This is a genomic window from Mycobacterium sp. (assembly GCF_965277065.1).
Lineage (GTDB): Bacteria > Actinomycetota > Actinomycetes > Mycobacteriales > Mycobacteriaceae > Mycobacterium.
In genome coordinates, this window is sequence record NZ_CBDIBT010000006.1 from 43,488 (window position 1) to 68,524 (window position 25,037).

The window sequence follows — 25,037 nt, forward strand, 5'->3', positions numbered from 1 at the left end:
AGAATTGAATGTTATGCCGACGCCATCTCCCCGAGTGCTCCAATTGCGGGCAGTCGACCTCACCAACCGCTTGCCGGGTTACCAGCTCCGTGAGCATGGCGAAGGTGACGACGCGTGGAAACGGGTCAAGTCGCGGGTGGTCTCGGAATTGTCGCCGCACGACGGCAGTTTCCTGCCGGAGATATGCACGGTCAAGTTCACCGACGGAACCGAGCGTTATTTCAATCCCGATGACCAGGTGGAAATCAGGCCCTGAACCCCTCAGGCGGGAATCTTGACGGAGTAAAGGCTGTGGGTGCCCTGCAGGCCTTTGAGTTCGGCCTCGTAGGGTGCGCACACATCAATGCCGGCCGCGCCGTGGACGGCATCGCGCACCGCCTCACTGATCAAACTGGCGCGGAGTCCAAAGACTGACGCCGTCGAAACAGTCGGGTGGGCCAAGGCCACCGAGGTTTTACTTAAGATCGCCATGACGGCCGGGCTTCGGACGTTATGGAGGTATCGCAATCGCTTATCCCCGCATACCGTGAATGGCAGTCCCGCGTACTTCGGCGATCACGCAACGGAGCTCAGGAATGCCCAACGCTGACACAGACTTCGGAACCTTCGGACGGTTCGAGGAGACACCGGTGGACCAGATGAGCGACGAGATGAGGTCGGCCTATGACGTCACCATGAAGCTGCGTGGACTGGTGCCTGGTCCGCACAAGATCTGGTTGGCGAACCCCAACCTGTCCAAGACGATCGTGCCGACCGGTGCGTACTTTCAGACCGAGTCGAGCCTTTCCAAGGCCGAGATCGAGATTGCCACCAGCGTGATCAACGGGAAGTGGCGAGCCGCCTACGGCAACTACGAGCACGAGAAGATCGGCGAAGAGCAAGGCAATCTGCCACCCGATCGCGTGGAAGCGCTGATCGCTGGCCTGCCGACGTCCTTCGACAACGAACGGCAGCAGGTCGTCTACGACCTGGCGACGACGCTCGCGGCGGCGCGCATAGTGCCGACCGGCCTCTTCCGCCGCGCGCAGAGGCTGCTTGGTGACGAAGGGATCGTGGACGTGACGGCCCTGATGGGCTGGTTCACCATGGTGTCGTTGACGCTGATGACCTACGACGTGCCGTCCAACGCGGTCGGGCTGGACCAGTAAGGAGACACCATGCCGATCGCCCCCCTCCCGACCGTGGCCCTCACGCCCGTCGCGCAGTTCCCCAAAGGGTACTTTCTGGAGAACCTCGCCGTCCGCCAGGACGGATCGGTGCTCATCACGGCCGTCCTGCAGAAGGAGCTGTGGCTCGTGCCAGGGCCCGACCTCACCGCTGAGGTGGAGCCGATCCTGGTGCACGCCTTCGACCACCTCACCACCGGCATCGCCGAGGTGGAGCCTGACGTGTTCATCATCTGCGTCAGCGAGGCCTACACGACGCATAAGTCTCATCTGGCCCGTCTCGACCTCAACCGCTGGGATTCCGGCGATCCTGTCGAGCCGGAGTTCATCTTCACCTTCACCGACGAGCGGGTCCGCGGGCTCAACGGCTGCTGCCTGCTCGCGCCCGGGATCCTGCTGATCGCTGACTGCTTCGCGGGCCTCATCTGGCGCGTGGACCTCGAAGCCGGGGCGCGCGGCGCATCGGCTTCGGTCTGGTTGTCGGACGACACGATGTTCCCCGATCCCGACAGCGAGATTGCGCCGCCGCCCCAGCCGGGCGTCAACGGCGTGCGCTGCGACGCTCGCCACGTTTACTACACTTCGACGGCGCAGAAGGTGTTCATGCGCGTCGCGGTGAACCCGGACACGCATGAGCCCGACGGCGGCGCGCAGTTCGTCGCGGCGATCGATAACGCGGACGACTTCTGTATCGACGACCAGGCCGGCTTCGCCTACGTCGCACGTCACCGGACCAATACGCTGACTCGGGTTCCGCTGCAGCCGCGCCACGGTAGCGAGGTCCGCCACATCGCCGGGGACCCCCTGGACACCAGGCTGGTCGGCCCCTCCAGCGCGGCCTGGGGACGACGTGACGGCGACGTCGGCCGCGTCGCGTTCGTGACCACCGACGGCGGGACCACCGCCGCACCCGACGGCGTGACCCGAAAGGCCGCGCTGCTCCGGGTCGAGCTTTCGGACGGGTGATCGCTTCTACTGGACCGTTTAGTTGACATCGACTTAAAGAAGAGAGACCCCATGCGTTTACCGCTCTACCGCCCCAGCGAGCTCACAGCGGAACAACGGTCCTTCTACGACGCGTCGGAGAAGATCATCGAGTCCGCCTCGCTAGCGGGGTTTCAGGCCAAGAACGGCGACGGGGCGTTCCTCGGCCCATGGTCGGTGCTGATGAACTTCCCCGCGCTCGCAACGGGCTTGGGTCAGTTCGTATCGGCGGTTGAAAACATGCGCGGGCTCTCCGACCGCGCCCGGCAGGTCGTCATCCTGACGGTCGGCGGCCACCTCAACGCGGCCTACGAGTTGTACGCCCATTCCGCGATCGGCGCCCACGCCGGCCTGACCCGGGACCAGATCGCGATCCTCAGCGCCGGCGGCCGCCCCACTGACCTCACCGTCGAGGAGTCGTTGGCCGCAGAGGTAGCGACTGCACTCCTGCGCGGCGGCGTGCTGCCCGCACCCACCTACGAGGCGGTAGTCACGACGTTGGGCCAGGACGCCCTGGACACGGCCGTCTTCGTGACCATTCACTACCTGGTGATCTGCTCGATGCTCAACGCCTACGACGTGCCGCCGGGCGAGCCGACCTCCTGGCTTTCCGACGCCGCTCACGACACCACACGGAGGTAAGAGTGCCCCTCAAAGTACGCCGCGTCGTCGTGGAGAACGACTCCGCCGGCCAGTCAATCGTCGCCGACGATCAGGTGCTGCAGGCCGCGACGGTCAGACCGTCGCTACCCATTGCGGGTTGCGAGCTCTGGGTCACCGACGCCATGCCCGTCGACAACACCGCCGGCACGCAACCCGAGCAGCAACAAGGCTCGCTCGAGCGATTCGGCAACCTCTACGTCCGCAACGGGCAAGGAACCGCGTTCCGGATCACCGAGATACCCCCCGGCACCCCGAAGGTGTTCCACCGCACCGAAAGCGTCGACTACGACGTGATCCTGTCCGGCGAGATCGACCTCGTGCTCGACGACGACCAGACCATCCATCTGAGGGCTGGCGACACGGTCGTGCTACGCGGCGCTCTGCATGCCTGGTGGAACCGTGGCACCGAACCTGCCGTGCTCGCCTTCATCATGATCGACGCCGCCCCGGTGGTGGCCGACGGACGGACGCTGGACCAGCACTACCCAAGCCAGGCAACCCCTTAAGTGTGCAGGTCCGCCGCCTGCCTTCACGAATTCGGCACGTCACAAAGGAAAGGGAAAGTCGATGAGCGACGCCACGGCAGGACTGCAATCACAGACACCGCCGGAGTGGATCGTGAAGTTCTTCCACGAGATCGACACTAAGCGGTTCGGCCCGGATTTCGACTGCTTCACCGCCGACGGCGAGATGACCTTCGGCGTCGGTCACTGGGTTGGCCTCGCCCAGATCAAGGCGAAGTTACAAGAATTCGATAGGGGCATTGACACCAAACACACAGTGACCGAGTTCTACGACGGCGGGCCGGTCAAGATCGTTCGTGGTGAAGTTACGATGAAGCGCCACGACGGGGGTGACGTTGTCACTCCAGCGATGGTCCACATCTTCTACATGGCCGACAACGACGCCACCAAGGTCCGGGCGGTCTACGGAGCGGTTGGTCCGACGTCGCTCTGACGGCGACTGGTCGCGGCAGGCTCTTGGGCTCAGCGCGGTGCGGGGAACACCGGACTGAGCGTGCCGGTGTCGAGTTCGACTGGTGCGGCGTCGACCAGGATGAATGCCGTCACGGCTGGCTCGGTGCTTCTATTGACCCAGGTATGGGTGCTTCCTCGCAGGACCACGACGTCACCAGCCTTGAGATGAACAACCTCACCGTCGTCGAGTTCCAAGTCGATCTCGCCCCGCAGCACTATGTCGTAGTCAAGGGTGTGCGTGCGATGGGTGAAGCGAGGGTGCCCAGGCAGCCACTCGGTGATCCGGAACGTCGTCCCCTGCCCGCTGCCAACGTAGTTGTAATCGTTGTACACCTTGATGTAGCCACGGCGCTGAGACTCGTCGGCACCGGGTGAATTATCAACCGGCATCGTATTCGTCGACCATATTTCGCAGCCGTTGACGTTTTCACCGATCCCCCGCGACACGGCCGCCAAACGCTCGTCGCTGACGATGCCGGCGCCCCCGACGTGATCGTTGGCGGCAACTACCCGACGCACTTCCATCTTCACGATTTCTCCAGCTTGTTGGTGGGGCCGTCTGCGTTCTGTGAAAGGCCGGCTTGTTGAAGGATATCGAGATCTGGTGTCATGCGCCGGGATTGGTGAGTACAAGCGTCGAGGTGGACCACCACCGAGGACATTGCCTGTCGCAGAACGCGATCCGCGCAGAATCTGCGCCACCGCACGGTCATCGCAGGAGCATCCAACCATTTCAGTAGCCCCAGCCTTCATTGGACCCAGTGCCCATCAGATCGCGACTAAAAACGTGTATCGTTTGTGGCCGTGCCGGATTCAAACGACCTCAACGAGATGAACCGCAACGTAATCGGTGATTTTCGCGTCAACCGCGGCAAAGTGGGCGGCCCTTTCGAAGGCAAGCCTCTCATCCTGGTTCACCATTGCGGCGCGAAATCGGGGACCGAGCGCATCACACCGCTCGTCCCCTATCTTGACGGCCAACACATCTACGTCTTTGCAAGCAAGGCCGGTGCCGAGACAAATCCGGACTGGTATCACAATCTGGTCGCCAACCCGAACACGACCGTGGAGGTGGGCACCGATGAAGGCACCGAAACGATCCCCGTGACGGCCCGAGTGTTAAACGGGTCCGAACGCGACAACATCTACGCGCAGCAAAGTGCCGTAGAACCGCAGTTCGCCGACTATCAGCGCAACACCGACCGCCTCATTCCCGTCATCGAGTTACAGCGAGCCTCCAGCTGAAGGTGATTGAACCGACCCAGGCACCGATCGAGGAACCCGCTTCAGGACCGGCGAGGTTGCGCGCGGCAAATTTTCGGGCCGGCTGCGAGCGGCCGGTGCGGTCGCGGCCGAGACGGGCATCTGTCGCAATGCTTAGCGATGAGAACCAGTCGCGTCGCTTACGGGTGTGGAGACCACGAAGTTTCGACTGGCCGTTGGTGGGTTGCTGAGAACTACCCTGTTGCGGCTCGACCGGTACTTCGCTTACTCGATATCCTCGCCGCCCGCGGCGGTGCGCTCTGCCGCGGTTAGTAGCGCAATCAATGGGGCTGCTGCGATTTTGACTTGGTTCAGCGTTTCTTCAAGGTCCGTGTTTGATTGCATAGCCAGGTGAAACGTATAGGTAGCCGGGGTCAGGCGCTGCGTTAGCTGAGCACCGAGCTTTTGAGCCTGCTCCAGGAAGGCGCGGGGAATTTTGGCCTCGATAAGGATCGGTGCAGCAACCAATAGCATGATCGTGTAGATTCTGCCTTCCTCAGACGCTGCGGCGCGGTCACCGGAGTTGTCGCCCAGTTCTGAAGTTAAGCGCGTGACTCGGATAGCTTGACTCAGCACGATGGCGGCTTGCGTGGCGGTCGCGCGGGATTGGTCGCGCTGTCGGCGGAACCGCACAAGTTGATCGACGACTAGCACCGTGACCAGGACGACGAGAATGCCCCCGACAATGTCGGTGGTCAGAGCACGCGATGACCACCAGCGGCGAAACGCCTCATCGGTGAGATCGCCAGTAATCAGAGCTGACGTCAGCACCGCCACCACAATTGTCGATGAGGTTGCCTGCCAGCCTTTGATCACCTCAGGATCTTAAATTCGTTGACGGTAATTATCCGGAATCCGGTTGATCTTGAGTTGCGCAGTCGCTTCATGATCGATTGCGGATCCGACGACGACCACGCATCGCCTGCGACGACCCACCCGACGACCCTGGCCGATGCGGCACCCAAGCGGACGCTGATCGTGGTCTCCAACAGGGTCGTGCGCGGCTGACACCCGCCCCAGTTACGATGGCCGCTGACCGTACGCGGATCGCTTAGCCCAATTACCGTCTCGGCACACGAGATCAAGTAAATCCGTGTTTATCGCTGTACCCGGGGACACGAGGTGCTGGGCATTCGGCGTGACGGCATGAGCTGGGTAGTCCGGGCATCGCGCCACGCCCATTCCTCGCCAGCAGCGAATCCAGTTGGATTACCGGCGCGGCCTGCCCGCTCGACGGCGGTTTGACCGCGGCGCGTTCGCACATTGCTGGGCGGCGTGAGGTTTGAATAGGCGCCAGCGGAGACCTCGTTGGTTCCCCAGCGAACCAGCTTTTCGGGTTCGGCGCCTCGGGTTGGCCCTTAAGCCGCATCGAGCAACGATGGTGGACTAGGAGTAGGGCAAGCCCCTCTCAACTAAGTCAAGTCCAGCCTTGCCGACACCGCCAAAACCGAGCACGGTTGACGACTTACTTGGGTAAGTGCCGGCACCTGCCTGGGTTGTATGCTCGATTGATCTCACCGCGCTACGCATGTCGGACTCTGGGAACCGAACGATGATTCGACTTACGACGATGGCCAGGACAATCACCAAGCAGCAGGCGCTAGATATGCTCAGACAGATTGGTTCGGGCAATCTCGTTGCGGACGCAGCTCAAAACCTGCCCGACAGCATCGATCTCGACCGCGATGGAAATCTCCTTTTACGTTACGGTCTGACGCTGGACCACCTGATCGATCGGTTCGGCGGAAGTCCCTGACGGGGTTCGTCCGCGCACTCCCAAGACTCAAACATGAACGCCGCCGGGCAAAAGGCAGTCCTTTGAACCCACCGGAAGTGCGGGTGCACAAGCTACACCACGAGTTTCATGACCTAAGGGACCGTCGCAGAGTGAAGCCCACCGAGCGGAGGCCACCGAACTCTAAACGCCTCGTGGTGGCGATGTCTACCTGCTCGTGTACCGGAGTCTTCGGATCGAGGGCCGAAAGGTACACCTGATGTGCACTCAATGACGCAACGGCGCGTTCGTAACAGTCGTCGTCGATCACCACAGCATGAGTAGGCTCAGGACCATCCTCGAACAACCATCGCGGCGGACCTGCAGCGAATCATAGACCGCGGCAACAGCTTTGGAGAACTCCACGTGATCGCGTTGATTCGATGACCCGGGAGTCCACTCCGCACCGCTGTAAATTGTGACCGGAACGTTAAGTCCCCCGATGGCCGGGGTCGTTAGTCGAAGAGTGACTATGGCTCCCGAGCCGTCGCAACAGCACCGCCACCGATCTGTTAACCGGCTTTTTCGGCGTCGGCGAAGGCAATCATGAAGCCGTTACCTTGCGACGGGACTGAGCGGTATTTCGATCCCAATGACCAGGTGGAGATCCGGCCCTGTCTCCTCAGTCGGGAATCTTGACAGCATAAAGACTGTGCGTGCCTTGCAGGCCTTTGAGTTCGGCCTCGCGGGGTGCGCACAATCCGATACCGCCCGCGCCGTCGACGGCTACCCGCACCGCCTCACTGATCAGGACCTCGCCGCCGCCGGCCTGCCCCGCGATCCGGGCAGCCATGACGACACTGCGTCCAAACAAATCGTCTCCGCGTCTGACCGACGGCCCAATGTGAATACCGATCCGGACGCGGATCCCGCCCCACTGGTCGGCATTCTTGAGCAATGCTCGTTGGACGCCAATCCCCCACAGCACAGCTTGTTCGGCGTCGGCGAAGGCAATCATGAAGCCGTCGCCTTGGGTCTTGATGACGTGCCCGTCGTGCTCGGCGACAAGTTTCTCGAGGAGCCGGTTGTGGCGCTCCAGGAGCTTCACCCAGTCTCTATCGCCGAGCTCCTCATTGTGGACCGTGGAGTCCTCGATGTCGGAGAAGGCGATCACCACATCGCCATCGGCGGTCAGTCGCGCGAGATCGGGGCGCTCGACCTGCGCCCATCCGGCCAGATCCTCGATCGAGTTACGGACAGTGGCGCCAATGCCCTTGGTGATCAGCGAGTCGGCGGTCCGCCACGCCGTCCTGATGGCGAAAGGCGCGAGTCCGGGACGACGTCGACGCCGACCCGACGTGGGCTGGCGGCTGCGCTCGAGTTCCGCTCGGGTCTGGTTCAGCTGGCGCCGGGAGACGACGAGCAACACCCCTGAGGCGATGAGGCCGCCGAGCTCGACGACTGCGATGCCGCTCGACAGCATTACCGCGTTCATCGACAGCCCGCCCCAGCGAACGGTGTTGTCACGGGTTGAGTATGACGGTTCGCGCACCCGAACTGAGAGCCGCCCGCCGCACCGCCGCCGGCGCCATCCTCAGGTGTACATCGATGTAACCTGGCCTACCCTGATTGTCATTGATGCTCAGGAGGATTGACCGTTGACCCGTGCCCGCCTCTGATCGCCGTCGGCGCCGGTCTGCTCGTGGCGTCCCTGTTCGTCAATGTGCCACTGCACGGTGTACTCGGCATGGCAGCCACAGCGGTCGTGTCGATGGCGCTGCTGATCGCCGGCGTCGCAGCCGTGGCCAACGGGTTGGTCCAATTGCGTCGCTTCAAAGGACGTTAGGCACTCTGCCCGTCCTGACCGGCGGGTGCAGGTTGCACCGTCGCGATCGCGCTGAGACCGGTGATCGATATCACCCTCATTAAAAAAGGATGGACGATCAGGTGTAGGCGTTCGATCTCGTCGGCGTGTTTGAAGAGCGCGTTGATGCCTGCGCTATCCAGATATTTGACCTCGCTCATGTCGACGGTGATGGGTTTGCTGTTGCCCTCGCTGGCTGCCGTCAACGCCTCGGTGAAGGCGTGGATGTTGCTGACATCGATCTCGCCCGCCGCGATAACCCGCGGTGTCCCATCGACGCCGCGGTCGGTGTTAAGGGTGAGCGGGGTCACCATTACGTGATCCTTGCGTACATATGAACTGTAGTACCGGCGTCGTTGGAATGGATGCTCAAGTCCTGCACCAGGCATCGCATCAGCGAGAGACCGCGGCCGCGGTGCTCGCTGGCCACTGGGTGCGGAACCTTCCAGACGCCGGTGTCGACGACGCTGACGTGAAGCCCGTCCACGACGGCCGTCGCACGTAGCGAGATGATTCCGTCGGGGCGATTGCGGTGGCCGTGTTCGATCGCGTTGGCGACGGCTTCGCCGGTGGCGATTAGCACGTCCTGAATCTGGTCGGGTTCGACTCCCGCCTCGTTCAGCCAAGTCCGCAGCGCTGCGCGACTCGGGGCCAACTGACGGACGTCCGCGGGGAAGTCCATCTCCAGCGGGGCCGGCTGCCGGTACAACAGGATTGCCACGTCGTCGGGGTAGCCGCCGGGCGGTTCGAGTCCGGACATGAGTGCATCGGCGACGTCATCGAGTTCGCACGAGCGACCACCCCCGACGAGATCCGCGGCCCGACCCATGCCGTCTTCGATGGAGTCACCACGGCGTTCCACCAGTCCGTCGGTGTAGAGCAACAGCGTCGAGCGGGCCGACATGGTGACCCTGGCTTCGGGTCGGGTGCTGTCCGATCGGACGGTCAAGGGAAATCCCTGTCCGCTTTCCAGCAACTCGGTGTCACCGTCGACAAGAACCATGATCGCCGGCGGGTGCCCCGCGCTCGAGTACACCAGTTCGCCAGTCGAAAGTGTGAGAACTGCGCAGAATGCTGTGGTGCAGTCGGCGCCGGGGAGGCGCGCGGCGAACCGGTCGAGTCCTTCGAGAACCGCTCTCGGACTCGACTTTTCAAGAAGCAACGCCCGGCACGCACTGCGAAGTTGTCCCATCACGGTGGCCGCAGCCAGCCCGTGCCCGACGCAGTCACCGACGAACAGTGCGACGCGACCCCCATCGAGATTGACAACGTCATACCAGTCGCCGCCGACCTGCAGCGGTCGACTCGCAGGGAGATACCGCACCGCAAAGCCGCCTGGCAAGCTGGACGGGCCGAGCATCGCATGTTGCAATGCCACAGCGGTTTCGCGCTGTTCGTCGACCTCATGAACCCGCTGCAAGCCCTGACCGAGGCGCCCAGCCAACACTGTCAGCAACGTGTGGTCTTCAGCAGTGAACGGCCGTTGCTCGGCCAACTCGACCCACAACACCGACGCCCAGCGAAGGTGGCGCAGCGCGATCCCCGCTGCGCCCGGCTCATCGGCCACAGTATTCAGTGGATCGCTGTCGCGTAACGACTGCATGGTTTGCCGCTGCCGCGGCGTCAACTCTGCCCATCCCACCGGCTCCCCCGCGCACACCACTTCGGGCGCGACGGCGTCGTCGGCGCTGGAGAAAGTGACGACGACAACGCGCCGGGCTTGCCACACCCGGCACAGCTCCTCGGCGGCTCCGCGCAAGGCGCCGTCGACCGTATCTGCTTGAGCCAGTAGCTGATTGAGGCCTGCCAGTGCGGTCTGGCGTTGAACCAGGTAGTGCTCGGCCGTGACGTCCCGCATCGTCCCGACCATGATCTGCTGGCCAGTCTCGGGGTCCTTGGCATGGTTGAAGTTGGCGGCAACCCAGACTCGGTGCCCGTCGCGGTGATCGACCGGAACGGTGAAGCCGCCGTGAGTGCTGCCCAGCATTTCCGCGAAAGCCGCCTCGGCCAGCCGGTGGGCTTCGGGATCGGTGTCCGGGTCGGGCCACCACGGATGAGCCGCCGGATATGGAAGGTGATCGGGCCCGTAGCCGAGGATCTCGGTGAACGCGCTGTTCATTTCGACGACGGCGCCGTTCTCGTCGCAGACGAAGAACGCCTCCTGCAACGAGTCGACCATCGCAGTGCGCCAGCGCGCCTGATGGTTGCGTAGCCGCGCCAACTCGATGTTGGCCCGGACTCTCGCTATCAGCTCCGCCGCCGCGAATGGTTTGACGAGGTAGTCGTCAGCGCCGGCTTGCAGACCTTCGATCGACGCTTCCTGACCCGCGCGCGCGGACAACAGCAGAATCGGAATCGCCGCGGTGCGGGGTTCGGATCGCACTGCGGCCACGAGTTGCAGTCCGTCGAGTTCGGGCATCATGACGTCGCTGATGACGAGATCAGGAACGTCGGCCCGGATGGCCGCCAATGCTTCCCGACCGTCGACGGCCTCACTCACCTGATAGCCGGAATTCCGGAGCAGGTTGGTCAGGTATTCGCGCATGTCGGTGTTGTCGTCAGCGATCAACACCCGTGCCCGCTCGCCGTCGCTCTCGGCAGGAATCACGCCCGTCGTGGTCGCCTGCGTGGTGGCCTTGGTTCCGGTGCCAGATGGCAACCACCGCAACGCTTCTTGCACGTATGGGTCGGCGATCACGCCGGAGACCGCACGCGAGACCGGCGTCTGCACAAGTTCGTCCGCGGGCAGGTGGGCCACACCGAAAGGCAGGCACACCGTGAACGTCGTGCCGGCGCCCTCCCGGCTGTCGGCGTGGATGGTGCCGCCGTGGATGCCGACCAATTCTTTGACCAGAGCCAAGCCGATTCCACTGCCTTCCGTGGATCGGGCACGGGACGACTCGATGCGGTGAAAACGCTCGAACAGTTGCGGCAGTTCTGCGCGAGATATTCCGATGCCGGTATCGGTGACCGTCACGACGGCAGCCGTAGCGTCGCGTCCGACCCGGACGACGACCGAGCCGTCGAAGGTGAACTTCAACGCGTTCGACAGCAGGTTGAGCATCACCTTCTCCCACATCTCGCGATCCAGATAGACGGGCTGATCCAGTGGTGGGCAGTCCACCGTGAAGACCAGGCCGGCCCGATCGAATGCGGAGCGAAAGACGCTGGCCAGCTCTGCGGTCAAGGTCGACAGGTCCGCCGGCTCGAAGCGGGCATGCATGCGTCCCGCTTGTATGCGGGAGAAATCGAGCAAGGTGTTGACCAACTTGGCCAGTCGTAATCCGTTGCGTTGGATGAGCTCGAGTTCGCGGCGGGCATCTTCGCCGACATCCGTCTGACCCAGCAGCTCGTTGACGGGTCCGAGGATCAATGTGAGGGGGGTGCGGAACTCATGGCTGACGCTGGAGAAGAACGTGGTCTTGGCCTGATCGAGCTCGGCCAGGGCTTCGGCACGTTGCTGCTGGGCTTGAAAGCTGCGGGCGCTGCCGACCGCTGCGGCGATGTGCGTGGCCACCAATTCCACGAACCCGCGGTAGCCGTCGTCGAACCGGCGATGCCGATTCAGCCCGGTTACGAAGAGCCCGAGCGGCGGGCCGGCCTGCTGCAGAATCGGCACTACGAGCGCCTGAACGGGCGGCCGCTGCCAGGCGCCGACCGGCAGATCTACGGCGAGATGGCCAAGCTCGATCAGTTCGGATTCACCCTGGATGGCCTTTGTGGCGGGCCATATCGAGGGACCACCGCTCTGGAGAACCGGCGGCGCCCCTGGATGCCCGACCGCGATCCCACTCGCCCCGGCCAGCCGAGCATTGCCGTCGTCATCGAAGAGGTAGATGAGGGTGAAGGGCAGGTCGTACGGGTTTCGCGATAGCTGGGTGGCGGCGAAATTCAACATCTCCCGCTCGGTGCGCACCACGCTCGGGTCAGAACCCAGTTCGCGCAGCGTGGCCATCCGCCGTTCCGCGATCACACGCTCGGTGTCCTCGCTGACCACACAGAGCATGCCGACCACGACCGAATCTTCGTCGCGCAACGGACTGTAGGAAAACGTGTGGTAGGACTCCTCGCTGTAGCCGGACCGTTCCAGCAGCAACATCAAGGCTTCGTCCCAGGTTGCCTCTCCGGTCGACAAGACGTGGTCGATCCGTGGGCTGACGTCAGCCCAGATCTCGGTCCACACCTCGCGAGCCGGGCGGCCAAGCGCCCACGGGTATTTCAAGCCGAGGGTGTCGCGGCGGTAGGCGGCGTTACAGAAGAACGTCAATTCCGGGCCCCACGCCATCCACATCGGAAAACGCGACGACAGCAGAATGTCGACGGTCGTACGCAGGCTTTGTGGCCAACCTTCTACCAGACCGAGTGGAGTTGCCGCCCAGTCGACAGCGGCTAGGTCGCGTCCGATCTCTTGGTCTGCGCGAAAGACCACTGACATCCTTTCGACCTGTGACGGGTTAGCGTCATTCTGCCCAGAGTGCCAGCTTTTGTCGGAAGACACTTGATTGCAACCGCCAAGATCAGCCTCTGGCCCGAGCGTCGTTCAGCGAATCGACGACGGTTTCCCTTTTTTCCCGGAATCCAAGCCCGCCGGATCGACCCTCGGTGGTTTTGGCGTCGGTGATCAAGGCAATGTCAGTGTCGGGCGGCGAGAAGGGTGGGTGGGCTGTGATTGGTAACGGTGTTGAGGTGTTGGTGATCGGCGCCGGGTTGGCCGGGCTGCGGTGCGCCGGCGTGTTGGCGGCTGCGGGCCGTGACGTTCGCGTCTGGGAACAAAACGATGACGTCGGGGGCCGCGTGCGCACCGATGTGTTCGACGGTTTCCTCTGTGATCGTGGCTTTCAGGTCTTGAACCCGGCCTACCCGGAGCTGCCGCACGCTGTCGACATCACCGCGCTCGATCTGCAACCGTTCGGTGCGGGGGTCGCGGTGCGGCGCCAGTCCACCTCAGCTGTCCTGGCTCACCCACTGCGCGAGCCCAAGCTGATGCCGAAGATGTTGGCGTCAGGTGTTATTCGGCCAGCCGATATCGTCGCGGTAGCGCGGTGGGCCCTTCCGGCACTGCGACCCGGTGCCCTCAAATCGCATGTGGACGAGGACATCACACTGAAATCGGCACTGAACAACAAGGGTGTCAGCGGTGAGCTGCGCCGTGTGATCGACCGCTTCCTGGCCGGAGTTCTTCTCGAGGACACCGGTTGCAGCTCCAACGCGTTCGCTCTGCTGCTGGCGCGGGCGTTTCTGCTCGGAGTGCCCGCACTGCCCGCCGCTGGCATGCAATCACTTCCGCGGCTGATGGCCAGGCCACTCAGCGGGCTGATCACCCTGAATCACGGGGCGACTCGCATCGTGCGCGACGGAGCGACGTGGCACGTGTCAGGACCGGACGCCAGCGTCCGTGCGGACGACGTCGTGGTGGCAACCGATCCCACCACGGCAGCGACGTTGACCGGTTCGACTCCCCCACCCACCCACGGCGTCGTCACGGACTGGTGGGCCACCGATGAGGCGCCGGCGGCGCGACCGATGCTGTGGGTCGACGCCCGGCGCGACCCGCCCGGACCGGTGCTCAACACCGCGGTCATCAGCGCCGCCGCACCCGGCTATGCCCCTGCGGGGCAGCATCTCATTGCCGCGTCCGCGCTGCTGGACACCGGTGGTGCAGCGCCGCCAGACAGTGTGACCCGGCGCCATGCCGCTGACATCATGGGCGCCGACGGCGGATCGTGGAAGCTGTTGACACGAAGCATTATTCGGCACGCTCTACCGGCCCAGCCGGCCCCACTGCGGCTACGCCAGCCGGTGGCCGTCAGCGATGGGCTCTGGTGGTGCGGCGACCACCGCGACACCGCGTCGATACAGGGAGCGCTCGTGAGCGGGCGGCGCACAGCAGAAGAGATTTTGCGGACCCGTTCCTGATCAGTCCTTATCCGACCACCGGAACACAGCGAGGCAGGCGGCTATGCCGCCGATCGCCCATGCGGTGAGTACCAGGAATATGTGCCAAAGTTCCCAGCTGCCGGCCGGTTCGAACGCGGCCATTTTCGGCGGCAGCAGCACCGACCGAAACCCTTGCGCCATCCACTTGACCGGAAAGACAGAACCGACGACCAACATCCAGGTCGGCAACACGATCAGCGGCACGTAAGTGCCTGATACGAACTGTAAGCCGACCGCCGGGCCGTTGGTGACGACGGCGGCCGCGACCGCGTTACTGGCGAAATTGCTGATGAAGATGCCAAGAAGCGAGCAGCTGACGGTGCCGAGAAGAAACACCCAGGTCAGGGTGAACCACCCGAAAATGGTTGCCGGTAACCGTAGTTCGAAGAAAAGCAGTCCGACCGACACCAGGATGACCGCCTCGGCAAGGCTGACGATCGCGACGAGACAAATCTTTCCGATGAAGTATGACGTCGCCGTGGTTGGTGTCCCGCGGAGACGCCGCAGCGCACCGGTGTCGCGGTCGCCGGCGATGCTGATGCCCAAGTTGATGAACGACGTCGAAAGAATGCCGTAGGCAAGCATGCTCGCCGCGATCACAGCGCCGGTACTAGTTTCGGCGTGGGGCAGTTTGGTGGAGAAGATCGAACCGAGCAGGACGCAGATGACGGCCGGCAACGAGAATGTCAGCACCATCTGCTCCGGCCGGCGGTAGAACATCTTCAGCTCAGGGATGACGCGCGACAATCCGATTCGCAGCGACGACGGTAGCGCAGGCTGAGCCTCGGTCACTCGTTGTTTCACTTCGGTATCAGCCGTGTGGTCGGCGTGCATCAGCTCGAGCCGATCAACTGCAGGTAGGCGTCTTCGAGCGTGGGCCGAGAAACGGTCAGTTCAGCCATCTCGGCGCCATCGGCTGAACAGTTTCTGATCAGATCGGTGGGTTGCTCGGTTTCGACCTCATGCTGATGGTCTCCCGTCCTCCACCGAACTGTGGCAGCGGTGCTCACGTAGTGGATCAAATTCTGCGGCGAGTCGACCGCCACCACCTGTCCGCCGGTGATGACGGCGACACGGTCTGCCAGCGCCGCCGCTTCCTCCAGATAATGGGTGGTCAGCAGGATCGTGGTGCCGGCGTTGGCCAACAACCGGATGAGGTCCCAAAACCGAAGTCGTGCTTCGGGATCGAACCCGGTGGTCGGTTCGTCGAGAAAAAGCAGCTCTGGGAGGTTGATGATGCCGAGAGCGACATCGAGCCGGCGACGCTGTCCCCCAGAGAGCGTCCTGACTTTCGACTCAGACACCGAGCCGAGCCCGACCAGTTCGAGCGCCTCATCGGGGACACGTGCCGCGCCATAGCATTTCGCGAACATGCCGACAGTTTCGGAGACCGTCAGCATCCCGGCGTCGCTGACCTCTTGGAGCACGATGCCGATTTTCGCGCGCCAGCTCCGGCCCGCGGTGCCGGGATCTTCGCCCAGCACACTGAGATGTCCGGAGTCACGTTTGCGGTGGCCCTCGAGAATCTCGATAGTTGTCGACTTGCCTGCCCCGTTGGGCCCGAGGATCGCGAATACCTCGCCGTACCCGACATCGAGGTCGATATCCCGCACCGCCTGCAGCTGCCCGTAGGACTTGGACAGACCACGAACCTGCACTGCGGAATTCACGCGTGTGCCTCGCCTTGGCTCTCGAGTTCAGCCAACACCTCGCGCAGCTCGGCTTCGGACAACTGCTCGATCAACCGGTCGACATGGTCATCGGGTGCGCCGCCCGCTGACACCTCATCGGCCACCGCCGGCGGGCCCGCGTCCGCCAGGTGCAGGTCGGCCAGGATCCGGTCGGCCAGCGAATTGACACTTACGCCGCGAAGTAGCTCCAGCAAGGGCAGGTCGATCGCGAACATCGCATTGACCCTGAGCCTGAAATCCATTGCCATCAGCGAGTCCATGCCGATGTCGTCGAGACCGTCGTCGGGTCCGATGTCGGCGGCCGCGATCTCGAACACCGCGGCGGCGACTTGCTGGACATGGCTGGCCACCAGCTCGAACCGGTTGGCTGCTGGGCATGCTGACAGGAATTCGAGTATCGACGACTCCGAATCGACTGCCTCGGAGGATGTCTCGGCCGCGCCCAGCTCGGAGAACATCGGGGGAACCTGACCGCCGATCCCGGCGCGGCGTGCCTGCGCCCAGTCGGCGCTGATCGCGATGACGTTGGCGCGTTTCTCGTTGATGAGTCGATCGAGGATCCGGGTGCCCGCCGCAGGGGTGATGAGCTCGATCCCCCTTTGCGCGTAGATCTTCTCCAGCTTGAGTTCTTCGACCATCCCCACTGACCATGGGCCCCAACCAATGGTGAGGGCCGGCAAGCCCTGTGCCTGTCGGTAGTGCGCGAAAGCATCCAAGACCGCGTTGGCGGCGGCGTAGTTGCCTTGGCCAGGCGATGCGATGACCGACCCGGCCGAGCCGAACATGACAAAGAACTCCAGATCGCTTCCGTGAAATGCATTGTGCAGCACACGGGCGCCCGTGACTTTCGGTGCCATCACCGTGGTGAAATCGTCTTCGGTCATATTCACCAGGAGACGGTCACCGACAGTGCCTGCGGCGTGGATGATTCCGCGTATCGGCCGGCCCCCGTTGTCGAGGTGATTGTTGAGCCAGCCGGTCACCTCGTCGGCGTCGGTGATGTCGACACTGGCGGTGGTGACTCGCGCACCGAGGTGCTCGATCTTTCGGATCGTGGTAATGGTCGCGTGGTGCCGGTGGTCATCGGGAAGCAGTGGCCATTGGTCTCTCGGCGGGACCTCGCTGCGGGATAGCAGCGCAATGTGGCGTGCGCCGCGTTCGGCCAGATACGTGGCCACAATGCGACCGAGGGCTCCCCCACCGCCCGTTACGACGTAGGTCGCGTCGGGGGTGAGCTTGGTCGGGAAGGCTTGCCTCAGGCCCGTAACTTGGCGAAGACGAGGAACCAACACCGTGTCGCCCCGGATGGCGATCTGATCCTCGGTGCTCTCGGCGAGAATATGATCGCAGATGCGCGACGCGGTCGTTGTGCGATCATCGGCGTCGTCGATGTCGATCAGCCCGCCCCATCGGTCGGCGAACTCCTGTTGGCCGAACACCCGACCAAGGCCCCAGACTGCGGCCTGTTCGACGGCAAGCCGCTCGGTTCCGGAGGCGGGTTGCGCGTTGGAGGTGAGCACGTAAAGCCGCGCCAGTGTGGCGTCGTGCTCGGCGAAGGCTTTCGCGAGATGAAGAATGGTGAAAACACCAAGATAGTCATTCATTTCACCGGCGCTGTCCGCGTGATGGCCACCGGGTTCGGCGGCGATGTCCAACGGCCAACAGTTGATGATGCCGGCTAGATCACCGTCGGATTCGAGGTGCGCCGCGATCAGCTGATGCAGTTGCTCGGGCTGCTGCGGATTCAGCGCGTAACCACCATCGACCTTCGTCAGCGCGCCGACGGGCTGGCGCAGCACCACCCGTACGCGGTGCCCGCTGCGGCGGAGTTGGTCTGCGAGTGTTGTCCCGACGCCGTCGGTGTCGAGGAAAATCAGCCAGGACAGACTGTCCGGTGACGTCGCTGCCCCGCCCGAATCATCACCGACCTCGTCGCGTGCGATCCACTCGATCTCGTACAGGCCCTTGTCTATCCGTTCGGGTGACATGCGCGATGACGCGCTCAGCGCCTGCAGGGTGAAACCGGTGAATACGGCCAGCAAATCTCCGTCGCTCCCGATGAGCGTGATGTCGCTTTCGATCTCATCCTTGGTCGCCGACACCACAGCGATCTGGGCAGTCATCTGGTCTTCGGGCGCGCGATAGATGGCGCTGCGTCGGATTCGGACGGGGAGGTAGGCGTCCTCGTCGGTGTTGAGTTCGAGAAGGGTTGTGCCGATCAGTGTTTGGAAGGCACCGTCGATCAGGGCCGGGTGGAATCGGTAGTGATCGATGTCGCCTGCGATCTGCACCGGGGTGGCGATGTCTGCCGTCGCCCAGCCGTCACCGGACCTGATACCGGTGACGGACTGGAATGCGTCGCCGTAGTCGAAGCCGACGGCGCGGGCGCGGGTGTAGAACTCGTCGTGGTCGATGGTAGCGACGGACTTCCCGTGGCGGGGCGTCTTGGCGCCATCAGCCGGCTGCAGGAGTGTGTTGAGTTCTGCGGTCGCTGTGATCGTCCACTTGACGTCGCCTCCGGCGGTTGCGGTGAGCGAGGCGAATTCCAAGGTTCCGGTGTCGCGGTTGAGGGTGGTCCGCAGCACGGGATCGCATGTGTCGTCGAGGATGACCGCTCGCCGAAGGGCCAGATTGTCCACACTGTAATCGGTGGACCCGTAGGTGAGGTTGGCTGCCGCCAAGGCCATTTCGATGTACACCGCTCCGGGCACCAGCGTGCTTCCCTGCACCTGATGATCAGCAAGGAACGGGATGGTGGTGATGCTCAACTCGACTTCCCAGGTCGGGTGGACACCGCTCACTGGCTGCCCCAGCAGCGGATGCACCGGCTTGTAATGCAGATCCTCGGCCGCCTCCTGGGTTTCGTTCCAGTAGCGCTTGGACTGCCACGGGTACAGCGGAAGTTTCACGAGTCGGGCGGTCTCTGTCGGGTACAACGCGTCCCATGCGATCGGATGGCCGTGACAGTGCAGTGCGCCAACACAATTCATCAGGGTGCGGCCGTCGTCCTCGTTGCGGCGCTGGGTTGCCAGCACAACGGTTTCGGTTTCTTGAGCCGCGGCGATCTCGAACAGTGACGCTGCCAGAACCGGGTGTGGGCCCAGTTCGACGAAGTGTGTGTATCCGTCATCGAGCAATCGCCGGGTCGCAGGCTCGAAAAGAACGGTGGCACGGGCATTTTGCCACCAGTAGGCGGCACCGTCGGCATAGCCTTCCAGTTGCTCGCCGGTCACTGTCGAGTACAGCGGGATGGTCGCCGAACCGGGAGTCAACCCCCCGAACGCTTCGAGCAGATCTTCTTTGATGGTGTCCATGTAATGGGTGTGATACGGGACTTTCCCATTGAGAAAGCGGTTGAAGATCGCGTGCTCGTCGAGTTGTCGGGCGATGTCGTCGAGGACGTCGCTGTCGCCGGCAACGGTGACCGTTGACGGGCCGTTGATCGCTGCGATCGACACCCGCCGTCCGATCGCATCGCGCGTGCCGGCATCGAGTTTCTGCATGAAAGCATCGGCGCTGAGACCGACTGCGAGCATGCGGCCCAGTCCGCTGGTGCGCTGCTGCAGGCGACTCCGGTGGTAGATCACCTGAATCGCCTGCTCGAATGTGAGGATGCCCGCGAGGTAGTGGGCGGCCACTTCGCCGGCGCTGTGGCCGATCACCGCGTCCGGCGTGATCCCGAACTGCTTCAGCTGCTCGGCGAGCGCTACCTGGATCGCGAAGTTCGCGGGTTGTGCGACCTCGGTTTCGCTCATCCGGGAACGGTTTTCACCGGCGCGAAGCTCGCTGATCAACGACCAGTCCGTGTAGCGGGCCAGCGCGCGATCGCTTCGCCGAATGCTCTCGGTGAACGCGGGATAGACATCCAGCAGACCCCGACACATCTTCCACCATTGCGGCCCCATCCCGGTGCAGACGAACGCCACCTTCGGCGCCGCCGGGCCGGTGCGGGTCGCAGAGATCTGCCCGCCGTCGGCGAGGGCTTGAAGTTGTTGCCGGGCATCGCCAATGCTGTCCGCGACCAGGGTCCGGCGATAATTCAGGTGCGAGCGGCGGCGGCTGAGGGTGTACCCGAGATCGAGCAGTCTGAGATCGTCGTGCGCACTTACGTGTTCAGCCAGCTGGCGGGCCGAGGCCACGAGGGCGTCCTCGGTGCGCGCCGAGATCGGTAGGACCACCAGCGGCGGCTGGTGGGCATGGCCCGAGCCGTTGACGCTGAGCGAGCCGGGGGGCTCCGCGAGCACGACGTGGGCATTGGTGCCGCCGAAGCCGAACGAGTTGACGCCTGCCACCCGCCGCTTGCCACCCGGAAACGGGCGTCCGGCACGTGGAATGTCGATTCCCAACTCGCCCAGCGGGATTTGGTCGCTGGGATTGTCGAGATGCAAGTTCGGCGGGATGTAGCCGTTTTTGAGCACCAACGCTGCCTTGATCAGTCCGGCTACGCCTGCGCCGGCTTCGAGGTGTCCGATGTTGGTTTTCACCGACCCGATCAACAGCGGACTCGTCGCCGGGCGTTCCGCGGCGAGTGCGTTCGCGAGAGCCCTCACCTCGATCGGGTCCCCGACAGGAGTGCCGGTGCCGTGTGCCTCCACGTAGCCAACATCGTTGGGGTGCAGCCCGGCTCGTCGTAGGGCGGTCGTGATGGCGACTTCTTGGGCTTGCGCCCTCGGAACCGTGATGCCGTCGGTGCGCCCGTCCTGGGACACCGCCGACCCCAGGATCTGCGCATAAATGTCGTCACCGTCGCGCAGCGCCTGGTCCAGGGGCTTGATGACGACGACCGCGCCACCCTCGCCGCGGGCGTACCCGTCGGCGGATTGATCGAAGGCCTTGCATCGGCCGTCCGGCGCCAGGAACCCGCTCTTGGATTCCGCGATCGCCGTGTTGGGTCCGATCATGATGTTGACACCACCGGCGAGCGCCAGGTCGCATTCGCCATTCCAAATGCTCAGTGCCGCAAGGTGTACCGCGACCAGCGAGCTTGAACACGCGGTGTCGATGGTCATGCTGGGACCGCGGAAGTCGAAGGCGAACGAGATCCGGTTCGCCAGCATCGTCATCATCATCCCGGTGGCAGAATGAGTCTTGAAGCTGTAACGGCTGGTGCGTCCCTTATTCTGAAGGAGCTGATAGTCGAGGGTGAACCCGCCGACGAACACTCCGACATCCGTGCCGGCCAGACTCTCTGCAGAGATTCCGCCGTCTTCCAGTGCCTCCCAGGTGGTCCGCAACAGGAGGCGCTGCTGAGGATCGACCACGTTCGCTTCTCGAGGAGAGATGCCGAAAAATTGAGGGTCGAATTGGTCGATCTCGCTGAGGAACCCGCCGCGACGGGTGACCATCTTTCCGACCTTCGTCGGGTTCGGGTCATGGTACTTGTCGGCGTTCCAGCGTGTTTCGGGCACTTCGCGCGTCGCGTCCGTGCCACTGCGCATCAAGTCCCAGTAAAGGTCCGGGGTGTGGGCGCCACCTGGAAAGTGACAGCCGATCCCGACGATCGCGAGGGGCTTGTTGGTGCCGTGCTCGGCAAGCGCATTCATCGTGGAGACCTAACAACCTGGATTGGCATGACGCCCGCAGCGGATCCGCTTTCGATTCAACTGAATTCGAGTGCGGGCGCGGTCAGGACAATCCATTTCTGGCTGAGCGGGTCGGCGCCTTGCCCCCGGCGGTAGGTGGACCGGAGTTCCCGCAGGAAAGCGTCACGCTGCCAGGCTTGGACCTGCTGCACGACATCGTCGTCAGAGAATGCGTGAGACTTTTCCGAGTGGATGGTGTCGATCAGCTGTCCCGCCAGCCGGCGTAGTAGCTGGACATTGGCATCGAATTGTGCCGCGAAGTCCGAGGCTTCCCCCATCATCGCGGTGTGCAACGTCACCATGAAGTTGTGAGTCGCATACATATCAACGAACTGCGAAGACGGAAGCACGTTCTCGATAGCCGCCCATTCGCGGAAGAACAGCTGCATGCGGTTACTGAGCTCGATGAGGCCTTCGAGGTGTGGGACCACCGTGGGATCGTCGGCAACACTGACGAATCGGCCGTTGCTGTACATCAGACCCAGGAAACCCCAGTAGAACGCGATGTCCCAGATCACCTTCGCCGTCATGACAGCGGGTGAGCCCATCAGTTTGTATTGGTCGCGGTAAATGTTGAGCCACATGTCGGTGAGCGACCGAAACAGCGAGTCGTTGATACCAGCGCGTGCGATGACATTTTCGCCGTCGAGTTCGCGGGTGATCATGTCGGTGATGAGACCATTGCCGATTGCCACGAGGTCCAGCCCAGACGAGTACAGCGGGTCGAGGAAGACGCCGGAGTCACCCGTCAGGCACCAACGGCTCTGTGCGTCAAACACTTTGGTGACGCCATGACTGTACTTCTTCATTACCCTGAAATCCTTGATCAGATGCTCGTGCTGCGCCAGAACCGCGGCGAATTGCGGCTCATGTGCAGTAAGCCACGATTTAGCCTTATCGAGAGTGTTGAAACCGTTGAAGGCATGGAAAGCGGGGTCGGCGACAATCCCGACACTGGTAACTCCGGACGCGAGTCGGATCAACCACACCCAGTACCCCTCGCCCATCAAGTGATTGGTGGACATTGCCCGGTCGCCTTCGATCAGGCGCGCCTGCCACGCCGGGTCATCGCTCCACTGGCCGATGTCGATCTCGGTCGCAACGCGCAGCCAGACGGCATTGCAATGGTGCTCGTTCGGACGTTTGAGGTCTAGCTGGCGGGGCAGGGTTCGGTTGCGTCCCGACGCGTCGATTACCCAACGTGTCGTGGTGGAACTTGTGGCGTCACCCTGCTGAACAGAAAGAGTATGCGGATGATCCCCGTCGCCGAGCTCGACGGATGTGACTCGGCCAGCAGTGATTTCGACGCCTTCCGACAGGCACCGTCGGTTGAGCTCGTTTTCCAGCCTGCCGCGGTCGATTTGATAGGTGACCTGTGGCGAGAAACAGGAGCTGCCGAGTTCTATTCGTTGGGCGATGTCGACATTTCCATTGTGCGAGAAGAACATTCGCAGTCCCATTTTGCGGAGCTGCGAGGTGTTCAAGTGGTCGGCCAATTCGAGCCGATCGCGCAGGTACTGCGCGGCAATCTCGACGGTCGACTCGCCGACCGTGTGGGTGGTCTCTTCCACAGGGTGAGCGTGCGGCTCGATGATGAGGACTCGGGTGTCAGGCCGCGTGCGGCTGAGCTCGAGCGCGAGAGTGAGCGCCGCGACTCCACCACCGATGATGGCAACATCGTGATCCGCCTGGGTGCTGTCGTCCTCTACCAGGCGCATCTTGATCTTCTGCACCAACGCCGCCCGTGCCTCCGGGCTCAGTTGTGACAGCTGCGTGTGTACGTCCACGAGTCCCTCCCGCTGTTCGGATAGGACAGTTACTTAACATTTAAGAAGCTACACTAACCCCGTTATCTGGCAAGCGGAGAAAAGACGAGTCAGGCAAACCCGAGGACGTAGAAAATGCCCGCATCGACTGCCGTTCATTTCTTCCTGGAACTGGCCGCGATTCTACTCGCGTGCCGGGTCGTTGGTCTGGCGTCGCAACGCCTCGGTCAGCCGCAAGTCGTCGGTGAGATGGTTGCCGGTGTCCTGCTTGGGCCCTCGCTGCTGGGCCGGCTCGCTCCCGATGTCCAACACCACCTTTTCCCGCCGGGACCGGCAAACGTTGTGCTCTATACCGCGGCCCAGATCGGCCTGGTGCTCTACATGTTTCTGATCGGCCTGAACTTCGACGTCAACCTCATCAAGCATCGGATCGGCACCGCGGCCGCAGTCTCCGCGGCGGGCATCATCACGCCCCTGGCTCTGGGTGCATTGATCGCCGCGCCTCTGCTGGCCAGCGGAATCTACTTCGACAAGAGCGTCACGCTGCTGATGGCGATGATGTTTCTCGGTGCGTCGATCGCGACGACCGCGTTTCCCATGCTGGCTCGCATCATCTACGAACGTCGACTATCCGGAACCCCTTTGGGGACACTGGCATTGGCGTGCGGCGCGAGCGATGATGCGCTGTCCTGGTGCATTCTGGCGACGGTACTCGCCATACATCGGGGCAGCATCGCTGTTGCCGCCACGGCGATCATCGGCGGAATCGTCTACACGTTGTTGCTGCTGACGATTGGGCGAAGAGTCTTGCGCGGACTCGGGACGATATCCGAACGCCACAATGAGATCACCGCACCGGTGCTGAGCACCGTCTTGATACTGCTGATGGCGTGCGCATGGTTCACCGACGCCGTCGGCATCTACGCCATCTTCGGCGCATTCATCCTTGGCGTCGCCATGCCGTCCGGCTTCTTCGCGAAGCGCTTGACCGCCAACCTCGAGCCGCTCGTCACCACGTTTCTACTTCCGCTGTTCTTCGTCTATTCGGGGCTCAACACCCAGATCGGTTTGTTGAACAGCCCGAAACTATGGGCGGTGACGCTCGGAATTCTCGTCATCTCGATTGCCGGCAAAGGAATTGCGTGCTCGCTGGCGGCGCGGCTGAGAAAGGTTCCCTTCCGCGAGTCTGTCGCGCTTGGTGCGTTGATGAATGCGCGCGGCCTCATCGAACTCATCCTGCTCAACATCGGACTTCAGGCCGGCATCATCACGCCTACGCTCTTCACAATCCTCGTCCTGGTTGCGGTCGTCACCACACTGATGGCCACGCCCGTGTTCGAGTGGGTCTACGGACGGCACCGCGAGACCCTGGAGAACGACCTGCCCGAACCTGTCCGCGAGGAGAACGTCGCTCCCGCAACCCCGTGACA

At 63.1% G+C, this 25,037-nt stretch carries 22 protein-coding genes; 12 read left to right on the top strand and 10 right to left on the bottom strand.

Features of this window, described 5'->3' with window-relative positions; genetic code table 11:
- Nucleotides 1–13: 13 nt before the first annotated feature.
- Nucleotides 14–256 carry a hypothetical protein gene (locus tag ACQY5A_RS00770; RefSeq protein ID WP_428338452.1) on the top strand — a complete coding sequence of 81 codons (243 nt, stop codon included), beginning with the start codon at nucleotides 14–16 and terminating at the stop codon, nucleotides 254–256.
- Nucleotides 257–261: 5 nt separating this feature from the next.
- Here ACQY5A_RS00770 and ACQY5A_RS00775 read toward each other — a convergent pair whose 3' ends face one another.
- Complete coding sequence (locus ACQY5A_RS00775; protein ID WP_428338454.1) at nucleotides 262–471, bottom strand: hypothetical protein; 210 nt, start codon at nucleotides 469–471, stop codon at nucleotides 262–264.
- A gap of 104 nt (nucleotides 472–575) precedes the next feature.
- Here ACQY5A_RS00775 and ACQY5A_RS00780 point away from each other — a divergent pair, with 104 nt between their 5' ends.
- The 5 genes from ACQY5A_RS00780 (at nucleotide 576) to ACQY5A_RS00800 (ending at nucleotide 3,770) form a co-directional block, all read left to right on the top strand.
- On the top strand, nucleotides 576–1,148 hold the full coding sequence (locus ACQY5A_RS00780) for a carboxymuconolactone decarboxylase family protein (RefSeq protein ID WP_428338455.1): 573 nt from the start codon (nucleotides 576–578) through the stop codon (nucleotides 1,146–1,148).
- Between the two features lie 9 nt (nucleotides 1,149–1,157).
- Nucleotides 1,158–2,132 (top strand): hypothetical protein, encoded by a 975-nt coding sequence (locus ACQY5A_RS00785; protein ID WP_428338457.1) that lies wholly within the window; start codon nucleotides 1,158–1,160, stop codon nucleotides 2,130–2,132.
- A gap of 51 nt (nucleotides 2,133–2,183) precedes the next feature.
- Nucleotides 2,184–2,792 carry a carboxymuconolactone decarboxylase family protein gene (locus ACQY5A_RS00790; protein WP_428338458.1) on the top strand — a complete coding sequence of 203 codons (609 nt, stop codon included), beginning with the start codon at nucleotides 2,184–2,186 and terminating at the stop codon, nucleotides 2,790–2,792.
- Nucleotides 2,793–2,794: 2 nt separating this feature from the next.
- The gene (locus tag ACQY5A_RS00795; RefSeq protein WP_428338459.1) at nucleotides 2,795–3,319 is read left to right on the top strand and encodes a cupin domain-containing protein; all 525 of its coding nucleotides are present in this window, start codon (nucleotides 2,795–2,797) and stop codon (nucleotides 3,317–3,319) included.
- A gap of 61 nt (nucleotides 3,320–3,380) precedes the next feature.
- The gene (locus tag ACQY5A_RS00800) at nucleotides 3,381–3,770 is read left to right on the top strand and encodes a hypothetical protein (protein WP_428338460.1); all 390 of its coding nucleotides are present in this window, start codon (nucleotides 3,381–3,383) and stop codon (nucleotides 3,768–3,770) included.
- Between the two features lie 29 nt (nucleotides 3,771–3,799).
- Here the strand turns inward: ACQY5A_RS00800 and ACQY5A_RS00805 are convergent, their stop codons facing one another.
- Nucleotides 3,800–4,315, bottom strand: a complete 516-nt coding sequence (locus ACQY5A_RS00805) for a cupin domain-containing protein (RefSeq protein WP_428338509.1) — start codon at nucleotides 4,313–4,315, stop codon at nucleotides 3,800–3,802.
- 306 nt (nucleotides 4,316–4,621) lie between these two features.
- Between ACQY5A_RS00805 and ACQY5A_RS00810 the strand changes: the two genes are divergently transcribed.
- Nucleotides 4,622–5,035 carry a nitroreductase/quinone reductase family protein gene (locus ACQY5A_RS00810; RefSeq protein ID WP_428338510.1) on the top strand — a complete coding sequence of 138 codons (414 nt, stop codon included), beginning with the start codon at nucleotides 4,622–4,624 and terminating at the stop codon, nucleotides 5,033–5,035.
- A 243-nt stretch (nucleotides 5,036–5,278) separates the two neighbouring features.
- Here the strand turns inward: ACQY5A_RS00810 and ACQY5A_RS00815 are convergent, their stop codons facing one another.
- On the bottom strand, nucleotides 5,279–5,869 hold the full coding sequence (locus ACQY5A_RS00815) for a hypothetical protein (RefSeq protein WP_428338461.1): 591 nt from the start codon (nucleotides 5,867–5,869) through the stop codon (nucleotides 5,279–5,281).
- A 69-nt stretch (nucleotides 5,870–5,938) separates the two neighbouring features.
- On the opposite strand from ACQY5A_RS00815, the gene ACQY5A_RS00820 reads away from it, so the two are divergent.
- On the top strand, nucleotides 5,939–6,061 hold the full coding sequence (locus ACQY5A_RS00820) for a hypothetical protein (protein ID WP_428338462.1): 123 nt from the start codon (nucleotides 5,939–5,941) through the stop codon (nucleotides 6,059–6,061).
- A 562-nt stretch (nucleotides 6,062–6,623) separates the two neighbouring features.
- Nucleotides 6,624–6,809: a hypothetical protein gene (locus tag ACQY5A_RS00825; protein WP_428338463.1), complete on the top strand. Its 186-nt coding sequence runs from the start codon at nucleotides 6,624–6,626 to the stop codon at nucleotides 6,807–6,809.
- Between the two features lie 640 nt (nucleotides 6,810–7,449).
- On the opposite strand, the gene ACQY5A_RS00830 is transcribed toward ACQY5A_RS00825, so the two are convergent.
- Nucleotides 7,450–8,262 (bottom strand): adenylate/guanylate cyclase domain-containing protein, encoded by an 813-nt coding sequence (locus ACQY5A_RS00830; RefSeq protein ID WP_428338464.1) that lies wholly within the window; start codon nucleotides 8,260–8,262, stop codon nucleotides 7,450–7,452.
- A 156-nt stretch (nucleotides 8,263–8,418) separates the two neighbouring features.
- Between ACQY5A_RS00830 and ACQY5A_RS00835 the strand changes: the two genes are divergently transcribed.
- On the top strand, nucleotides 8,419–8,613 hold the full coding sequence (locus ACQY5A_RS00835) for a hypothetical protein (protein WP_428338465.1): 195 nt from the start codon (nucleotides 8,419–8,421) through the stop codon (nucleotides 8,611–8,613).
- Here ACQY5A_RS00835 and ACQY5A_RS00840 read toward each other — a convergent pair.
- Nucleotides 8,610–8,945, bottom strand: a complete 336-nt coding sequence (locus ACQY5A_RS00840) for an STAS domain-containing protein (protein ID WP_428338466.1) — start codon at nucleotides 8,943–8,945, stop codon at nucleotides 8,610–8,612. The two genes, ACQY5A_RS00835 and ACQY5A_RS00840, sit on opposite strands and share 4 nt — an antisense overlap.
- Nucleotides 8,945–13,066: a SpoIIE family protein phosphatase gene (locus ACQY5A_RS00845; protein WP_428338467.1), complete on the bottom strand. Its 4,122-nt coding sequence runs from the start codon at nucleotides 13,064–13,066 to the stop codon at nucleotides 8,945–8,947. Before ACQY5A_RS00845 ends, ACQY5A_RS00840 begins: the two co-directional genes overlap by 1 nt.
- Nucleotides 13,067–13,296: 230 nt before the next feature.
- Between ACQY5A_RS00845 and ACQY5A_RS00850 the strand changes: the two genes are divergently transcribed.
- A complete protein-coding gene (locus ACQY5A_RS00850) occupies nucleotides 13,297–14,547 on the top strand; it encodes an FAD-dependent oxidoreductase (RefSeq protein WP_428338468.1) in 1,251 nt (416 codons plus the stop codon).
- Here ACQY5A_RS00850 and ACQY5A_RS00855 read toward each other — a convergent pair whose 3' ends face one another.
- From ACQY5A_RS00855 to ACQY5A_RS00870, 4 genes are read right to left on the bottom strand one after another with little or no spacing between them, the layout of a single operon-like run.
- The gene (locus ACQY5A_RS00855) at nucleotides 14,548–15,372 is read right to left on the bottom strand and encodes an ABC transporter permease (RefSeq protein WP_428338469.1); all 825 of its coding nucleotides are present in this window, start codon (nucleotides 15,370–15,372) and stop codon (nucleotides 14,548–14,550) included. It abuts the gene before it with no gap.
- Nucleotides 15,373–15,401: 29 nt separating this feature from the next.
- Nucleotides 15,402–16,238, bottom strand: coding sequence for an ABC transporter ATP-binding protein (locus tag ACQY5A_RS00860; protein ID WP_428338471.1), 837 nt, complete (start codon nucleotides 16,236–16,238; stop codon nucleotides 15,402–15,404).
- A complete protein-coding gene (locus tag ACQY5A_RS00865) occupies nucleotides 16,235–21,802 on the bottom strand; it encodes a type I polyketide synthase (protein WP_428338472.1) in 5,568 nt (1,855 codons plus the stop codon). Before ACQY5A_RS00865 ends, ACQY5A_RS00860 begins: the two co-directional genes overlap by 4 nt.
- A 56-nt stretch (nucleotides 21,803–21,858) precedes the next feature.
- Entirely contained in the window at nucleotides 21,859–23,628 is a 1,770-nt protein-coding gene (locus ACQY5A_RS00870) for an NAD(P)/FAD-dependent oxidoreductase (protein WP_428338474.1), read from the bottom strand.
- A 114-nt stretch (nucleotides 23,629–23,742) separates the two neighbouring features.
- Here ACQY5A_RS00870 and ACQY5A_RS00875 point away from each other — a divergent pair, with 114 nt between their 5' ends.
- On the top strand, nucleotides 23,743–25,035 hold the full coding sequence (locus tag ACQY5A_RS00875) for a cation:proton antiporter (protein ID WP_428338475.1): 1,293 nt from the start codon (nucleotides 23,743–23,745) through the stop codon (nucleotides 25,033–25,035).
- The last annotated feature ends 2 nt before the right edge of the window (nucleotides 25,036–25,037 follow it).

Bases quoted from the DNA above. Each gene is read 5' to 3' on its own strand.
- ACQY5A_RS00770 (WP_428338452.1), top strand. From the start codon at position 14: ATGCCGACGCCATCTCCCCGAGTGCTCCAATTGCGGGCAGTCGACCTC.
- ACQY5A_RS00775 (WP_428338454.1), bottom strand. From the start codon at position 471: ATGGCGATCTTAAGTAAAACCTCGGTGGCCTTGGCCCACCCGACTGTT.
- ACQY5A_RS00780 (WP_428338455.1), top strand. From the start codon at position 576: ATGCCCAACGCTGACACAGACTTCGGAACCTTCGGACGGTTCGAGGAG.
- ACQY5A_RS00785 (WP_428338457.1), top strand. From the start codon at position 1,158: ATGCCGATCGCCCCCCTCCCGACCGTGGCCCTCACGCCCGTCGCGCAG.
- ACQY5A_RS00790 (WP_428338458.1), top strand. From the start codon at position 2,184: ATGCGTTTACCGCTCTACCGCCCCAGCGAGCTCACAGCGGAACAACGG.
- ACQY5A_RS00800 (WP_428338460.1), top strand. From the start codon at position 3,381: ATGAGCGACGCCACGGCAGGACTGCAATCACAGACACCGCCGGAGTGG.
- ACQY5A_RS00805 (WP_428338509.1), bottom strand. From the start codon at position 4,315: ATGGAAGTGCGTCGGGTAGTTGCCGCCAACGATCACGTCGGGGGCGCC.
- ACQY5A_RS00810 (WP_428338510.1), top strand. From the start codon at position 4,622: ATGAACCGCAACGTAATCGGTGATTTTCGCGTCAACCGCGGCAAAGTG.
- ACQY5A_RS00820 (WP_428338462.1), top strand. From the start codon at position 5,939: ATGATCGATTGCGGATCCGACGACGACCACGCATCGCCTGCGACGACC.
- ACQY5A_RS00825 (WP_428338463.1), top strand. From the start codon at position 6,624: ATGGCCAGGACAATCACCAAGCAGCAGGCGCTAGATATGCTCAGACAG.
- ACQY5A_RS00830 (WP_428338464.1), bottom strand. From the start codon at position 8,262: ATGAACGCGGTAATGCTGTCGAGCGGCATCGCAGTCGTCGAGCTCGGC.
- ACQY5A_RS00840 (WP_428338466.1), bottom strand. From the start codon at position 8,945: ATGGTGACCCCGCTCACCCTTAACACCGACCGCGGCGTCGATGGGACA.
- ACQY5A_RS00845 (WP_428338467.1), bottom strand. From the start codon at position 13,066: ATGTCAGTGGTCTTTCGCGCAGACCAAGAGATCGGACGCGACCTAGCC.
- ACQY5A_RS00865 (WP_428338472.1), bottom strand. From the start codon at position 21,802: ATGAATGCGCTTGCCGAGCACGGCACCAACAAGCCCCTCGCGATCGTC.
- ACQY5A_RS00875 (WP_428338475.1), top strand. From the start codon at position 23,743: ATGCCCGCATCGACTGCCGTTCATTTCTTCCTGGAACTGGCCGCGATT.